Source organism: Tolypothrix bouteillei VB521301 (genome assembly GCF_000760695.4).
In the GTDB taxonomy this organism is placed as follows: Bacteria; Cyanobacteriota; Cyanobacteriia; order Cyanobacteriales; family Nostocaceae; genus Scytonema; species Scytonema bouteillei_A.
Map to the genome: position 1 here is coordinate 3,099,545 of NZ_JHEG04000001.1, position 15,349 is coordinate 3,114,893.

Sequence of the window (15,349 nt, forward strand, 5' to 3'; positions counted from 1 at the left end):
TAGTTAGTTGTTACTACTAACTACTAACCACCAACCAACAACTAAAACCTTCCATTACCTAAAACAATATGTTTCATAGTTGTCAAACTCTCCAGACTAATCAATCCACGTCTGTGCCCTTTTTGGTTTGACATTCCTAAAAAGACTGAATCTCCTCGCGAAGGATTGCGGGAAAATCGGGGAGAAGCGTTGATGTAACTAGAAGCACTGTTAACTCCTAACGCAAACTGTCGGCTTTCCTGATACGATTCTGTGGCGATGCAATCAGCATGACCGCTACTATACTGGTTAATCCAGGCTATTGCTGCTTCCAGACTGTCCATTAATTTGAAAGCAACTGTTTTTGTCAAGTACGCACTTCCCCATTCTGTATCTTTTGCAAGTTGCAATTGAGGAAAGGCATCAACTAGTTCTGCATCTCCTTTGATTTCAAACCCCTTTTCTTTTAAACTATTCCATAATGTGACCAGGGATGATGGTAGGGCTTGGCGATGAATCAAGACTTTTTCAATGGCGTTCACTGGGTCTGGTTCGCTTTGGTGACTGTCTACGATCATCCACCGCACCATTTCTAAACTGCCATTGGTTGACCAGTATAAGTAACAATTACCCATAGCTGATTTGAGAACTGGAGATGTTGAATGCCTTACAACTTGCTGTATTAAGCTAGAACGCCCGTAAGGAATAACGAGATTTAGAAATTGGTCTTGGGTGATTAAATCTTTGATGGATCTGCCATGTTCTTCTGTAATTAACTGTACGCAATCTTCTGGAAGACTAACGTCAGCTAGGGCATTGGTTAGTGCGATCGCAATTGCACTGTTAGAATGAGTTGCTTCTGTACCACCTCTTAGCACAATACTGTTGCCGGTTTTAATGCACAAACCGGCAGCAATTGCTCCCAACTCGGGAAATGCCTCATAAATAAAGGCTATCACACCTAAAGGCATTAACTGTGAGTAAGTTTGTGAGTCCTCTAATTGATAGTCAGCGTGTCTCACCCGCCGCAATGGATCTGATAATTCTCCCAACCGTTGGAGAATTTCTACTGTCATCTCCAGCCGTTTCGGAGTCAGTTTCAGCCATTCCAACATTAAATCTGGTAACGCCATTTCGCGGCTGGCTTCTAAATCCAGGGTATTGGCTTCTAAAATATCGTCAAATGAACGCGTGAGCGACTGTGCCATTGATAGCACGGCGCGACTCCTATCTACGCCTTTTGTTGTTCCTAATTTCAAGGAAGCACAATGGGCGCGTCTCGCACTCATGACTATTGGTTCGGAGTAATCATCAAAATCATCCACTGTCCGCCTCGTTAACGTCTGTAGGTGAGCCAGACCATCAGTGCTGGCAAGATAGCCAGCAGAACTGCCACCATCGCCCAAGCAATTATGCTGTATCCACTTGCCAATCGTAGCGCTAATGGTAACCATATAATCACTAGCACGAAAATTATACCAAGTGCTACTGGCAAATAGTTTTCTCCAAAACGAGGATGGACAACTTGCCAAGAATTTCCCGTCCAGCGCCAAGCTCGCTTGTATGGATAGGTGGTGGATAGCTGCTCCAGTACATATCCATTATCTTCTACTACGAATATTTGCGGACAGCGATCGCATCCAAATGCTTCTGTCAACGTAATCGGAATTAACCTTCCCCGCCGACGACAGGGGCAAAGGTATTCCGTATTCAAATCTATTTTTTCTGGTTTTTGAGGTTGCACAAGCGAACTTTTAACTTGAGCGTGTTTGTTTTTGACTTAGAGATATAGTCCTTAAACGTTATTCATTAAGTTAACTATCCTCTCCTAAACTTTTTATAACATTAGCTAGCTTGGGTAAGTCTTTTTCCCCAGATAATTTTATTTTACTTACCAGAAAGACTGGTTTGGCACACTATCAGCTAGAGTTTTAAGTGTTTCAAGCAGTAAAACAATTTGAAATACAAAATTAGGATTATTGATTAGATTAAGACAAGCTTTTCTTATCGGTCCTTATATCCTCCTAGTTCATTTCTCTGTTTTCACGATCGCGTACTTTACCCAGAGCGACTTGATGCCACTTAACAATATTGTAGTTTGTGAATATCATAATTTTACCTTACCTAAGTATATTTACGTTAAGTTACTTAACTTTCTTTCTTCACAAGCGGTTAACGGTCTGATGGATGCGCGGGCGATCGCCGGACTGGGTAACGGCTTGCTCTGATGTCTGGTGTTTGCAAGCCTTGTCTGCAAATTTTATCTTATTTTAATATTCTCCAAACAAGATCCCTCTATACCTAACTCAGTACAGTTCATCCCATCCGGATAACATTTATAGAATTTAATAATTTTGTCATCGGTCTTGGGCAGGTTGAGGAACCACTGAACTGCCAAGGTTCTTCAGCCTTCATCCTTCATCGGGAGGAGTTGTTCAACCGAATTTTTCCAAACCTCCTGAAATCCGTGAGATATTTCTTCACTCCGTGTTAATGCAGCAACACTCACTAAAGCTACCATTCCAAGAATGCATAAAACGAGTGGCTTATTGCGCGTAAATTCACTCTCTTCTTTTTGAATAGGTTGTTGAAGTTCTTGAAAGACTTCTGTTTTAATACAAGAACTCCATTTATTTCCACCAGTCCACCACAAATTCGATTCACATAATTCCTTTAAGTCTCTATATTTTTTTCTTTGTTTGCAAATATTTTTGTTTGTCATTTTATAAATATCCTTTTAGAGTTAAAAACTTAAATCGTTTCTAAAAAATTTTCATTACTTTTCTTGACCTTGTCGATCCAATCTCTATAACAATCTAAAATTTGCGAGTATGGAATTGTACTTTCTGTTATCAAATCAAAAAGAAACGGCTGAAAGTATTTGGGAAATATTTTGTGCATTATTGTTGAAAATCTCGTTCTGAGAAGAAACTCAACAAACAACTTTCCAGATAAAGGCATAGTGTAGTTGCTCAGTTCAACTAAAGCCCAAGCATCCGGTCTGCGACGAATGGTAAACTGTTCCAATGCTTCTGCTAAATTATCTGAATATTCATCCAAAAGAGCGTCGAATACAACCACATCTTCGAGGGCAGAATTACAACCTTGACCGATAGAAGGAGGTACAGCGTGTGCTGCATCTCCAATAAGTAATACGCTATCACCATGATGAAAGCAGTTACAGCTAACAGACACAACTCTTGATATTGGTCTTGATACAAAAGCTTCAGCTTCTTCATCTGCGATCGCTCCAGCGATCTCTGGAAAATTTTCGTAAAAATACTGGAGAACCTTTTGTTTGGTAGAGAGTTCAGCTATTTGATTTTTGCCATGAGGAAAATTAATGACCCCACTCCAGCTCCCATCAAGTTGAGAAAGCAACAATAAGTTAGTTGCATTATTTAGTCTGAGTCGCCAAGAATGCAAATTCCCTGGTTGAAGTTGAATTTTTGACTCGGACTCAGTCGGGGAAAGAAAAATTGATTTATAGTCCTTATAAAAATATTTTTGCTCATACTCAAATCCCTCAGTCTTGAGTAACTCCTCTCTAACTGCAGAACTCGCTCCATCTGCACCAATTAGCAAATCGTAATTTACATATTTAAGGTTGGGTTGTTCGCTAGAGTGACTTTCAAATGTGACTGTCTTAGCAGCAAAATCTACTTGAGTACATTTAGAATCAAAATTAATTGTGACACGACTGCTGTCGTAACTAGAAGTAAGCTTTTGTAGAATTGCGATCGCCAAATTTGTCCTGTCGAGAGTCAGTTGAGGAGTCTTGAGACGTTTAAATAGAGTTTTACCGTTTTTTTGGTGAATGACAGTTCCCGATACTTCCACACTCACAGCCCTAACAGCTTCCTCAAGCCCAGCAATGTTTTTTAAAGCATTGATTCCCCTTGGCGAAAGTGCTAAAGAATAAGTTCTGTATTTAGGAAACGATACCAAGCGGGGGTCTCCGCGACGTTCGTAAATTTCAATTTGGTATTTGTCACTACGACGTAACAAATAGTGTGAGAGTAGAAGACCGCTAGGTCCAGCGCCAACAATAACTACTTTCTCAGTCATATTTTGGTGTCAGATATTCCCTCTGTTAGTTCTTATAGGGATCGCTAGGATTAAATTATGGCTCTTGGTAAGGAAGAGGGGGGAGAGAGAGCATTTATGAGGGAGAAGCAACAAAGATGCCTATCTTAATAAAATTAACGATCTCTTCCTGAAAACTTTTTCAGTTAATCGTACAAAAAACTTAAAATTGTGTATTATTGCGTGCTACAATAATACAAGACAGTCAGTGAATAAAGCTAAAGTAGTAAGGGAAATACTACCTACAGATTCGTAGTTTCTGCAAAAGAACAAAAATTTGTCTTTGTCAAAATATAAATTAGAAGTGTATTTAACACATATGAAAGTTTTAAAATATTAACCTGTCACTGCTCGCTGGTTAGCGATCGCTCGTTAAAACCCTCGCCTCACGAACAAGTAACTGCGGTCTTACAGCAGTTTTCACAGTCTAGAACCACAGTATCTTGTGGTACAGCTTTCCTAGCTCGTTCTAGTACTCAACCGCATTGATTGTGAGAGGCTGCCCGATCCCCGCCGCACGTGAGTGGTCGGAGATCTAACACTCTCTTTGTTAAAAAACATTAAAACTATGTATATGACAGACGATCTCCAAAAATTGCTGGAGATTTTGCCACCAGAAATTCAACAGAGCGCACAAGAGCATCCACAGCGCGATAATTTAGTTGAAATCGTTTTGGACTTGGGTCGGCGTCCGGAAGCGCGTTTTCCACATCGAGCAGAGTATCTTTCGGAAACAGCAGTTACGAGAGAACATCTCAATTATTGCATTCACAGAGTAGGAGAGTTTGGCGGAGATAACCGTGCTGGAATTGAGCAAACTCTACACCGCATCAGCGCTATCAGAAACCGCACGGGGGATATTATTGGTCTCACCTGCCGTGTAGGTCGGGCAGTCTATGGCACAATTCACATTATCCGTGACTTAGTAGAAAGCGGTCAATCAATTCTCATGTTGGGCCGTCCTGGTGTCGGTAAAACAACAGCTTTGCGAGAAATTGCTCGCGTGTTAGCTGATGATTTTAACAAAAGGGTTGTCATTATTGATACTTCTAACGAGATTGCTGGTGATGGAGATGTACCTCATCCTGCTATCGGTCGCGCACGACGCATGCAAGTAGCCCGCCCGGAACTTCAGCATCAGGTCATGATTGAAGCAGTGGAAAACCATATGCCTGAAGTTATTGTAATTGATGAAATTGGTACGGAATTGGAAGCATCAGCTGCTCGTACTATTGCCGAACGTGGAGTACAACTTGTAGGGACTGCTCACGGTAATGAAATTGAAAACCTGATTAAAAACCCCACTCTGTCCGATTTAGTTGGTGGAATTCAATCTGTCACGTTGGGTGATGAAGAAGCTAGAAGGCGACGGACGCAGAAAACTGTTTTGGAAAGAAAGGCTCCACCTACTTTTGATATTGCTGTAGAAATGCTAGAGCGACAACGGTGGGTCGTCCATAGAAGCGTCGCTGATACTGTAGATAGTTTATTAAGGGGACATCAGCCAAATCCAGAAGTTAGAACTGTTAACGAAAACGGGCAGGTGACGATTACGCGGGAGTCACCCAGTCTTTCTAGTCTCAACTTCTCCCAACAATCCCAAAAACGACAAAGAGCTCGAAAGATAGTCCCTTTTTCTCAAACTCAAAAAAAAGATGGATTTTCAGGGGAAATAGAATTTGAGGTCTCCTCAGATACATCTTCCAAGCAACCCCAACAGTTCTTCGGTGACACACTCAATTCGCTTGATGAAGGTGAACTGTGTCACCTTTACCCTTATGGTGTGAGTTACCATCAATTGGAAACAGTGATTCGCGAACTCAACTTGCCAGTGGTTTTGACAAAGGATATTCAGAGAGCGGATGCAATTCTAGCACTGCGAGCGCATGCCAGAAAGCACTCCAATCTCAGACGTATAGCGGAAGAAAATCAAGTACCCGTATATACCCTAAAAGCCAATTCCTACAGTCAAATTCACCAATCTTTACAGCAAGTATTGGGTATGGAAGAACCAACGGTAGACGATGAACCCGAACCCAATCGGTTTGCTCGCAGTGGAAGTGAAGATGATGAAATTGATGCATTGGAAGAAGCCAGACTTGCTGTAGAGGAAATTGTGATTCCCAAAAAACAGCCTGTGGAATTACTTCCCCGTTCTGCAAAAGTGCGTGCCATGCAACACGAACTTGTTGAAAGGTACAATCTCAAATCACAAAGTTTTGGTGAAGAACCTTTTCGTCGCTTGCGAATTTATCCAGCTTAAGAATGTTTTAGAATGAAAACACATTTCTAGACCTCAATATGGTAGCTTCACCTGACATATACGTGACTCCTGAGGAATACCTCCAAATGGAGGAAAAAAGCGACATTAAACACGAATATATTGATGGCTGTGCTTACGCAATGGCAGGAGCCCTCGATCCCCATGTTACTATTGCAGGGAATCTGTTTGCACTCTTGCGGAATCGCGTGCGCGGTACGGGCTGTCGCGTTTATATCGCTGATATGAAAGCACGTATCGAATCGTTAAATCGATACTATTATCCTGATGTCATGATGAGTTGCGACCAAAGAGACAGGGAAACTCCCGCGTATAAAAGATTTCCCTGTTTAATTGTCGAAGTTTTATCTGATTCTACTGAAGCTTTCGATCGCGGCGACAAATTTGCTGACTATCAAACCTTAGAGAGTCTCAAAGAATACGTTCTCATCAATACCAAACGTCAGCGTGTCGAGTGTTTTCGCCGTAATGATGAAGGGCTATGGGTTTTACAAACTTATACGGCAGATAATCAATCATTTCGACTGCACAGTATTGACTTTGAAGCTACCTTCGCCGACCTTTATGAAGATGCAGTGAACTAAAGTATTGTATTAGTATAGTATTTAACATGGAGTAGATAGAAACACATTTCTAGACCTCAATATGGTAGCTTCACCTGACATATACGTGACTCCTGAGGAATACCTCCAAATGGAGGAAAAAAGCGACATCAAACACGAATATATTGATGGCTGTGCTTACGCAATGGCAGGAGCCCTCGATCCCCATGTTACTATTGCTCTCAACATTGCTTCGCTCCTCCGAAATCGCGTGCGCGGTACAGGCTGTCGCGTTTATATCGCTGATATGAAAGCACGTATCGAATCGTTAAATCGATACTATTATCCTGATATCATGGTGAGTTGCGACCAAAGAGACAGGGAAACTCCCGCGTATAAAAGATTTCCCTGTTTAATTGTCGAAGTTTTATCTGATTCTACTGAAGCTTTCGATCGCGGCGATAAATTTGCTGACTATCAAACCTTAGAGAGTCTCAAAGAATACGTTCTCATCAATACCAAACGTCAGCGTGTCGAGTGTTTTCGCCGTAATGATGAAGGGCTGTGGGTTTTACAAACTTATACGGTAGATAATCAATCATTTCGACTGCACAGTATTGACTTTGAAGCTACCTTCGCCGACCTTTATGAAGATGCAGAGCTTTAAAGATCTGCTAAGATATCAGTAGATTTTTTGTATCATATTTAACTTTTAACTTCATCGTTTATACTTTTTCTAAATTTGACAGAACTTGTAGAATTGCTAACGTTACAATTTTAAAAATTTGATAGCGTTCAATTCCATGAATTCTTCCACAAACCAGGTTTATTCCATTATTTGGCACAATGACTCAGTTTCCCTGATTGACCAAACCCGTTTACCAAATGAATACACATTTGTAGAAATTAGTCGTTGCGAAGATATGGCGCGAGCGATTAAAACTATGATTGTGCGAGGCGCACCAGCAATAGGTGTGGCTGCAGCATATGGAATGTATCTTGGCGCAAGGGAAATCAGCACTGGCGATCGCGACGAATTTTTGAACCATTTGGAGAAAGTCGCAGACCTGTTGCGATCGACACGTCCAACGGCGGTGAATTTGTTTTGGGCCATTTCGCGGATGATGAAAACTGCTTATGAAACTCTTGGAACGATTGAAGAAATCAAAAAAACTCTTTTAGATACAGCCCAAACCATCCATTTAGAAGATTTACAAACCTGTCATGCTATTGGTGATAATGGTTTAGCTGTATTACCCAAGACACCAGAACGACTGACAATACTCACTCATTGTAATGCAGGCGCACTAGCAACAGGAGGTTATGGAACTGCTTTGGGAGTCGTGCGTTCTGCTTTTCGAGAAGGACGGTTAGCGCGTTTGTTTGCTGACGAAACTCGTCCTCGCTTGCAAGGAGCAAGATTAACTGCTTGGGAATGCGTCCAAGAGGGAATTCCAGTGACAGTCATTACTGACAGTATGGCAGCTCAGTGCATGAAGGAGGGTTTAATTGATGTCGTAGTTGTTGGTGCTGACAGAATAGCAGCCAATGGCGACACGGCCAACAAAATTGGTACGTATAGTTTATCACTCGTAGCTAAAGCACATAATATTCCATTCTATGTTGCTGCACCCCTTTCCACTGTTGATTTTTCTTTATCTGATGGGAGTAAAATTCCTATCGAGGAGCGCAATCCAGAGGAAATATATCAAATTGGAAACACAATTTTGACGGCATCTGGCGTAGAATTTTACAATCCGGCTTTCGACGTAACACCAGCTGAATTAATTACATCGATCGTTACAGAGCATGGCGCATTTTCTCCGAAAGAATTAATAAAATATCAGGAAAAGAAAGTAGCTTGACAACTGCTCTGGGTTCCCCCGTTGAAGCAAGTGACGTGACAGACTGCTCGCCTACATCCACCGTCTAAAAGCACAGATAAGACTCGTAGCGCGTGCGTAGAGTCTTATCTTCGGTGGTTTTGGCTGCTCGATTTCTTATATATAAATGCGTAGGAACCTTTGTTGAATCGTCTCTCATGGGGCGCTCATTAGAACCTTAAACCAACTCCACCCTGTAAAGAGAAAGCTGTACCACCGTCGCGGATAGCGTCGAAAGCAATGATAGCATTGCCAAAGATCACTGTGTTGCTATTTGGAACTATGTAATCAACACCTGGTTGTAAAGCAAAGCTGATTTTATTCCCAACCGGCGATGGATCGTCTCCGCTAGCAAGCACAACTCCAGCCCCCAAGTAAGCGTCTGTTTGCCAGTTCAAAGGAACATCGTAAGAAACTGTCGGGACAAGCGCTGCACTCTTCCCAAGGAAAGCTTGAGCGCGGAGAGAAATTGGTAATTCTAGAAGTTTGTAGCGACCGGCAATCACTGCTCCTACTTGAACGCCATCTCCAAAACCAATTGCTGGACCGATACCAACATAGCTACCATATGCAACTTGGGCTTGTGCTGGTTGGGTGAATTGGGCAAAACTTAAAACCGAACTTGCTAAAACAAGAGATGCTAAATACTTGACGTGCCTCATTCCCCAACTCCTTACACAATTATGGATTTTAAATTTTGGATTTTGGATTGATTTTAAGATTATTCCATTTTGGCAATAAGAGCTAGAGAGTGAGGAGTAAAAATTATCACTTTTTTCTACTCCCTACTCCCTCTCTATTACGGACACCGAGGATGAAGACCTCTTTGAGTACAAATGTAAGCTATCTGCTTGGGATCTAAATTTTTAACGTGAGTAAAATCGACTCCATCCACAGCAGCAGATTGTGTACCGAGAGAAGGGGTCTGCACGAATTGATCGGTAGGGTCTTGTTTGTTAGGAGACAGGATTGCTCCTTGAAAATCAGCACCATTGAGATTTGCTCCCCTTAAATCTGCAAGGCTTAAGTCAGCATTTCGCAGGTTAGCATTCTCTAAATTAGCCGAGTTTAATACAGCACCTGTCAAGCGAGTTGCACTTAGGTTTGCATCGCTCAAATTAGCACGATCCAAGGAAGCACCGGAAAGATCTGAACCCTGCCAATCGGTTTTTACAAGATTAGCAAAAGACAATTGCGTACCAACAGCAATTACGCGACCCAAACGAGCTGCGTACATATCCGCTTCATTCAGTTTTGCATCACCCAAATCGGCTCCAGTGAGACTTGCATTTTGCAGAACTGCATTTCGCAAATCAGCTCCTGAGAGTTGAGCGCTACTGAGGTTAGCACCCGATAAACGAGCATTGGATAAGTTGGCTTTGTTGAGGATAGCGCGACTTAAATCGGCACGAATCATTGAAACGCGGCTGAGGTTTGCTTCAGAAAGATTAGCTTGTGTCATTCGTGCTTGGTTGAGATCGGAAATCCAATCATCATAGGTATCCCAGCGTCCATCCTCACCTATTCCTCGGAAACGACTGCCTTTAAAAGTACCAAAGGATAGATTTGCACCTCTAAACTTAATTCCCCACAAGTCAGCTTTGTCTAATATCAATCTGAAAGAACTATCCCCAGCTCCGCTTGGACTCAGTTGGACGTTACTTAAATCGACATTTTCCAGCTTGCCGTGATATGCAGATAAAACCTTGTTAATTGCTCGCTGATTGGCATAAAGTTGTTTCTGCCGCACTTCTAGAGATTGTGATTTATTGCTGCCATCTAGCTCGCTGACAATGAACTGATTCATCCGCTTTAAATTGGGAAGGGCTTGGGGCCCAATACCAACGAGTGCTTGCTGAATTGTATCAATGAGAACGGGGTTTGTTTCGCTCACTAGCAAATCAACGAGATACTGAGCCGCTTGCGTGTCATTAAGGGTAGCCATAGCTGAAATTGCACTGCGGCGCTCCTCAACGGTAGCAGTAGAGTCAGGATTTAACTGTTTTGCGAGTGCAAGAAATTGCTCGCTATTGCGCTGTCCCGAACTGCCCTGGTTTTGCAAGCTGTGAATGTAAATTTGGGTTCCCACTAAAGTAACAAATAATGCACCCAAGCTAGCGATCGCAACCCCTAGTAATGTTTGGTTTGGATTTTGTTGCTGTATCCATTGCAACAAACTTGGTATCGCTCTTGATTCTTCAGGAGTAATCACAACCGAGGCAATCGCAGCTTCCTCATCGCCTTCAGTCCATGGAGATTGACTGCGTTTGCTATCTTTTACAGTAAAAGGTGTAAAAGGTTTGTGAGCATCTACAGTGAAAGTACCAGCGAGGCGATCGTGAAGTGCGCGACGGTCTTGCTGCCAGGGGAAGCCCGTTCCTTCTAGCAGCAACACAATACCAGTCAAGGTCATAAAAGCACTTAAATTGGGAAATAAGAAACTGTAACGCCATAAAAGATATGCGACAGACATCGGTACAGCCCAACGACCAATGCCTTCCCGTACCAAAATCGGTCCCAATCCGGCTGGCTTGCCGTTCGCGCTCACCACTTTAATCCCCAACCATTTTTTGGGAAGTGTGCTTCCTGTTTTAGCAAGTAAGTACAATTGCCAACCTGATAGTGTTAGAGGGACTAACAAAGAGAGCGTCCACAAAAAATTTGTAGGCCATGCTACGTTACGAATACCATAGCTCACGGGTAAAGCCAGTGGGCGGGCGATCGCTCGTTCTGTTTGTACCAGTACGGGATTCAGCGGTACGCGGTTAATATCACCTTTAGAATTTAAATACGTACCGACACTAAAGGGAATCAACCCACTGGTCACAACTAGAGCCAATTCTGTTGCCCATGCAGCAATTCGCCTTGTTGTCAAGGGGACAGACTGAGCTTTTCCCTGTTCGTTGGCGTTATTATTTCTCCTCACACTTGGGGTAGCCATTTAGATAAATTCCTTTAACTTTAATTTCTACGTCACTCTCGGCTCGTTTAAAAACCACTACTTGAGTTGAGAGTTACTCGATATGAAAAATTTGTATCCAACGTACACTAAGATTGACAAGACCGCCAGACTAATAACAGCCGCAACGAGCTTAAAAACGGCTTGGAGCAAGGAGAATGCCAGCAAAAACCCAACACCCAAAACAATTATCTTTTTGATTCCAGACTGAGTCTTGTACCAAGCTAGAACTCGTGACGTGTGGTACGAGAAGAAACTAAGAACCTTATTGGGCTGTGAATTCGCTGCTTGCGATTGTGAAGTCATTCCAGACGGGGAGTTAATCTCAGCCTCTAACTTTTCCAAGCGGCGTTGCAAGTCATCGTTAGGTTGGGGATTCATATATTCTTACCTCTGCTAAGATACTTAACGAACAACAAACCAACTCTTATCTCAATATATTGGCAGTTGACATTGTGATTTTAGCGAAAGTCTTTACACTTAAAGCTCGCTCCTAATAGTTAAATTTCCAGCTTTTGGCAATACGAGTGCTGGCAAACTTGATTTTTTTTAATATTCGCTTGCGTAACAATTTCTTTAGTGACAAAAATATTACAAACAATTAGGAACAGATATTTGACCTACACGTCTTATGTACTAGATATAAATGTATTAATAAGCGCTTAAAAAAAATTGGGAACATAATGATTTTATGAAGAAAACTACATTGTTAAAAAGCATTCCTATAGCACTCTTCAGTAGTTTATTTCTGACCAGTGCTACTTGGGCTGGGGAAGTCGTGCAAGTGAGCCCCAATCAGCAGCCAGATCCCCTAGTTGTTAATGGTACATCTGGAGGAAAACAAGACAGTAATTGTGGCAAGATTGCCGAGCAACCCAGTCAAATTATAAAAATTACGAAAGCACTACCTTACCTGAGATTAACAGTGGAGAGTGGCGGCAAGCCAACTTTGTTAATTGATGGTCCGGGAGGGCGGTTTTGCGTATTGGCAGACAGTTACTCTGGAAGTAAGCCAGAAATTTCTGGTTTTTGGCAGGAGGGAAACTACTCCTTATATGTGGGTGAGCTATCTCAAGGACAGTATAACTATAGACTTTCCATATCGCAACAAAAGCCAAATAAAACTGCTAAATAGTTGGATATTCACCAATCCAAGACTCGCTTTTGCTACCCCTTAGCCCATAACCCCGCACGAGAACAATATCTTGCAGTTCTGTGAATACAACGACAAACAGGAAAGCAATCCTGTCGCGATCGCAGTTAAACAGACAAAACTTGCAGCGGTATTTCTAATTTCAATCTGGGAACTATAAACTTGTCGAATTCTCCGGAGAGAAGTCAGAGCAATAATGTGGGATGCTTGGGTTTTAGATAAAAATTAAAAGTCTTGGATTATTAAAAAATGCCTTTAGTTGTTAAAAAAGTTTCACTGCGCTTGCTTCTTGTTGTCCCTTTTGTCGTACAAATCTTTGCTGCTGTGGGGTTAACTGGTTATTTATCTTTATATAACGGGCAAAAAGCGGTTAATAATTTAGCAATGCGGTTATGTAATGAGGTGAGCGGGCGTATTCATCAGCACCTTGACAGCTACATGAAAGCGCCTCAGATACTGAGCCACACCTATGCAGATGCTTTCGATTTGGGGTTACTCGCTCCACAAGATCTAGAAAAGTTGCAACGCTTTTTCGCAAGACAAATACAGTTATATAAAGTTGGTTATATTCTTTTTGGTTCTACCAAAGGTGAATTTGCATCAGCTGGACGTTCTGCTTATGACAACCGCATTAATATTGATGAGATCTCACAAAAACGACATGGCAATAGAGGGATTTACACTTACGCCACAGACGAGAAGGGAAATCGGGCTAAACTCATTGAATACGTGAAGAATTACGCTTTTCAACAAGAAGCTTGGTATGCACAAACAACCCAACTTCGCAAACCTTTATGGAGTGCTATCTATCAATGGGAAACACAGCCATATCCCCTGTCAATTTCTGCAACTCATCCTGTTGTTGATAAAAACAAAAATCTCATAGGTGTCATTGCTGTCGAGCAGCGTCTATCACAGATTAGTAATTTTTTACGCCTTCTGAAAGTTAGCCCCAGCGGAAAAACCTTTATATTGGAGCGCAACGGATTATTAGTTGCTAATTCCAGTACCGAGCAACCTTTCACAGTGGTCAATGGAAAGCCACAAAGGCTTAAGGGAATATACAGTCACGATTATTTAATTCAAGCAACTACAAAATACTTAACACAGCATTTTGGCGAGATGGGCAAAATCAAAAACTCGCAGCAGTTTAACCTGATGCTGAATCAAAAGCGCCAATTTGTTTTGGTGACTCCCTGGCGCGATGATTTGGGTCTGGATTGGTTAGTAGTGGTGGTCGTTCCTGAAACTGACTTTATGGAACAAATTCACGCCAACACTCGTACCACAATACTACTGTGTTTGGGAGCATTAATACTGGCTGTTATTTTAGGAATATATACTTCACATTGGATTACGGTACCAGTTCTACGTTTAACGGAAGCATCCACTGCTATTTCTAATGGTTGTTTAGAACAAAAAGTAGTAAATTCAAGGGTTCATGAAATTGGTGTTTTAGCAAATACCTTTAATCTAATGGCTGTACAACTGAGTTCTGCTTTTACTGATTTAGCAAAGACAAATAAAGAACTGGAAAATGCTAATTCAGAATTGGAAAATCGAGTTCAAAAACGGACAGAAGAACTGACACAAGCATTGCACAATCTCAAACAAGCTCAAGCTCAATTAGTACAGAGTGAAAAAATGTCTAGTTTGGGGCAAATGGTAGCTGGGATTGCTCATGAAATTAATAATCCCCTCAGTTTTATTTATGGAAATATAACTTATGTTAGTCAATACTTACAAACACTAATAACTACTTTAAATTTGTACCAAAAACACTATCCTCAACCAGACAGTGAAATTCAGGAATTTTTAGAAGACAACGATCTTGAGTTCCTTCAAGAAGACTTTCCAAAATTACTTAATTCCATGAAGGAAGGAACAAAGCGTATCAACAATATTGTTTTAAGTTTGCGTATTTTTAGCCGACTGGATGAAGCAGAATTAAAACCTGTAGATCTTCATACGGGAGTCGATAGTGCCTTGCTACTACTGGAGCATAAACTAAAGTACAATGCCCTTCTTAAAAGCGAAATTAGAATTTTAAAAATGTACGGTCAGTTGCCAAAAGTTGAGTGTAACTCAGGACAAATTAACCAAGTGTTTTTTAGTATCTTAAATAACGCTATTGATGCCCTAGAACGGGGTTGTAGGAAAGAGTTTTTTCCTCCTCAAATTCAAATTATGACTGAAGTTGCACAAGATAACTGCGTCCTAATTCGGATTCGGGATAATGGCTGTGGAATGCGTCCGGAAGTTCTGTCTAAGATATTCGATCCCTTCTACACCACCAAACCCGTAGGTAAAGGCACTGGTTTGGGATTATCAATATGCTACCAAATTGTAGTTGAGAAACATCGAGGTCAATTAAGTTGTATGTCTTCTCCAGGAGAGGGAACAGAGTTTGCGATCGCAATTCCCATCCAGCAATCGTAAGGTCATCGTGAGAAGTGCCTGTGTATT

14 protein-coding genes are annotated in these 15,349 nt (G+C 41.6%); 7 read left to right on the forward strand and 7 right to left on the reverse strand.

Annotated elements, in window-relative coordinates:
* Positions 1-41 precede the first annotated feature (41 nt).
* Together HC643_RS12295 and HC643_RS12300 are read right to left on the reverse strand one after the other, a co-directional pair.
* Complete coding sequence (locus HC643_RS12295; protein WP_050045991.1) at positions 42-1,268, reverse strand: glutamate-5-semialdehyde dehydrogenase; 1,227 nt, start codon at positions 1,266-1,268, stop codon at positions 42-44.
* Positions 1,269-1,315: 47 nt separating this feature from the next.
* Positions 1,316-1,723 (reverse strand): hypothetical protein, encoded by a 408-nt coding sequence (locus HC643_RS12300; RefSeq protein WP_038081629.1) that lies wholly within the window; start codon positions 1,721-1,723, stop codon positions 1,316-1,318.
* A 235-nt stretch (positions 1,724-1,958) separates the two neighbouring features.
* On the opposite strand from HC643_RS12300, the gene HC643_RS12305 reads away from it, so the two are divergent.
* A complete protein-coding gene (locus HC643_RS12305; protein ID WP_038081626.1) occupies positions 1,959-2,207 on the forward strand; it encodes a hypothetical protein in 249 nt (82 codons plus the stop codon).
* 176 nt (positions 2,208-2,383) lie between these two features.
* On the opposite strand, the gene HC643_RS12310 is transcribed toward HC643_RS12305, so the two are convergent.
* Positions 2,384-2,701 carry a hypothetical protein gene (locus HC643_RS12310; protein WP_038081625.1) on the reverse strand — a complete coding sequence of 106 codons (318 nt, stop codon included), beginning with the start codon at positions 2,699-2,701 and terminating at the stop codon, positions 2,384-2,386.
* Between the two features lie 29 nt (positions 2,702-2,730).
* Positions 2,731-4,047: an FAD-dependent oxidoreductase gene (locus HC643_RS12315; RefSeq protein ID WP_038081624.1), complete on the reverse strand. Its 1,317-nt coding sequence runs from the start codon at positions 4,045-4,047 to the stop codon at positions 2,731-2,733.
* A 586-nt stretch (positions 4,048-4,633) separates the two neighbouring features.
* Between HC643_RS12315 and HC643_RS12320 the strand changes: the two genes are divergently transcribed.
* The 4 genes from HC643_RS12320 (at position 4,634) to mtnA (ending at position 8,753) form a co-directional block, all read left to right on the forward strand.
* A complete protein-coding gene (locus HC643_RS12320; protein ID WP_038081623.1) occupies positions 4,634-6,328 on the forward strand; it encodes a R3H domain-containing nucleic acid-binding protein in 1,695 nt (564 codons plus the stop codon).
* Positions 6,329-6,366: 38 nt separating this feature from the next.
* The gene (locus tag HC643_RS12325) at positions 6,367-6,930 is read left to right on the forward strand and encodes a Uma2 family endonuclease (RefSeq protein ID WP_038081622.1); all 564 of its coding nucleotides are present in this window, start codon (positions 6,367-6,369) and stop codon (positions 6,928-6,930) included.
* 61 nt (positions 6,931-6,991) lie between these two features.
* Complete coding sequence (locus HC643_RS12330; RefSeq protein WP_038081621.1) at positions 6,992-7,555, forward strand: Uma2 family endonuclease; 564 nt, start codon at positions 6,992-6,994, stop codon at positions 7,553-7,555.
* Between the two features lie 136 nt (positions 7,556-7,691).
* Entirely contained in the window at positions 7,692-8,753 is a 1,062-nt protein-coding gene (gene mtnA, locus HC643_RS12335; RefSeq protein WP_038081620.1) for an S-methyl-5-thioribose-1-phosphate isomerase, read from the forward strand.
* Positions 8,754-8,941: 188 nt separating this feature from the next.
* Here mtnA and HC643_RS12340 read toward each other — a convergent pair whose 3' ends face one another.
* The 3 genes from HC643_RS12340 to HC643_RS12350 form a co-directional block, all read right to left on the reverse strand.
* The gene (locus HC643_RS12340) at positions 8,942-9,433 is read right to left on the reverse strand and encodes a hypothetical protein (protein WP_050045714.1); all 492 of its coding nucleotides are present in this window, start codon (positions 9,431-9,433) and stop codon (positions 8,942-8,944) included.
* A gap of 137 nt (positions 9,434-9,570) precedes the next feature.
* Positions 9,571-11,712, reverse strand: coding sequence for a pentapeptide repeat-containing protein (locus HC643_RS12345; protein ID WP_038078857.1), 2,142 nt, complete (start codon positions 11,710-11,712; stop codon positions 9,571-9,573).
* Positions 11,713-11,769: 57 nt separating this feature from the next.
* Positions 11,770-12,111, reverse strand: a complete 342-nt coding sequence (locus tag HC643_RS12350) for a hypothetical protein (protein WP_038078854.1) — start codon at positions 12,109-12,111, stop codon at positions 11,770-11,772.
* 310 nt (positions 12,112-12,421) lie between these two features.
* Here HC643_RS12350 and HC643_RS12355 point away from each other — a divergent pair, with 310 nt between their 5' ends.
* The gene (locus HC643_RS12355) at positions 12,422-12,865 is read left to right on the forward strand and encodes a hypothetical protein (protein ID WP_038078851.1); all 444 of its coding nucleotides are present in this window, start codon (positions 12,422-12,424) and stop codon (positions 12,863-12,865) included.
* A gap of 267 nt (positions 12,866-13,132) precedes the next feature.
* Positions 13,133-15,322 (forward strand): HAMP domain-containing sensor histidine kinase, encoded by a 2,190-nt coding sequence (locus tag HC643_RS12360; RefSeq protein WP_038078848.1) that lies wholly within the window; start codon positions 13,133-13,135, stop codon positions 15,320-15,322.
* Positions 15,323-15,349 lie beyond the last annotated feature (27 nt).

Excerpts from the sequence above, each read along its gene's own strand:
- HC643_RS12325 (WP_038081622.1), top strand. The coding sequence starts at position 6,367 with ATGGTAGCTTCACCTGACATATACGTGACTCCTGAGGAATACCTCCAA.
- HC643_RS12330 (WP_038081621.1), top strand. The coding sequence starts at position 6,992 with ATGGTAGCTTCACCTGACATATACGTGACTCCTGAGGAATACCTCCAA.
- HC643_RS12360 (WP_038078848.1), top strand. The coding sequence starts at position 13,133 with ATGCCTTTAGTTGTTAAAAAAGTTTCACTGCGCTTGCTTCTTGTTGTC.
- HC643_RS12340 (WP_050045714.1), bottom strand. The coding sequence starts at position 9,433 with ATGAGGCACGTCAAGTATTTAGCATCTCTTGTTTTAGCAAGTTCGGTT.
- HC643_RS12310 (WP_038081625.1), bottom strand. The coding sequence starts at position 2,701 with ATGACAAACAAAAATATTTGCAAACAAAGAAAAAAATATAGAGACTTA.
- HC643_RS12315 (WP_038081624.1), bottom strand. The coding sequence starts at position 4,047 with ATGACTGAGAAAGTAGTTATTGTTGGCGCTGGACCTAGCGGTCTTCTA.
- HC643_RS12295 (WP_050045991.1), bottom strand. The coding sequence starts at position 1,268 with ATGAGTGCGAGACGCGCCCATTGTGCTTCCTTGAAATTAGGAACAACA.
- HC643_RS12320 (WP_038081623.1), top strand. The coding sequence starts at position 4,634 with ATGTATATGACAGACGATCTCCAAAAATTGCTGGAGATTTTGCCACCA.
- mtnA (WP_038081620.1), top strand. The coding sequence starts at position 7,692 with ATGAATTCTTCCACAAACCAGGTTTATTCCATTATTTGGCACAATGAC.
- HC643_RS12355 (WP_038078851.1), top strand. The coding sequence starts at position 12,422 with ATGAAGAAAACTACATTGTTAAAAAGCATTCCTATAGCACTCTTCAGT.
- HC643_RS12350 (WP_038078854.1), bottom strand. The coding sequence starts at position 12,111 with ATGAATCCCCAACCTAACGATGACTTGCAACGCCGCTTGGAAAAGTTA.
- HC643_RS12345 (WP_038078857.1), bottom strand. The coding sequence starts at position 11,712 with ATGGCTACCCCAAGTGTGAGGAGAAATAATAACGCCAACGAACAGGGA.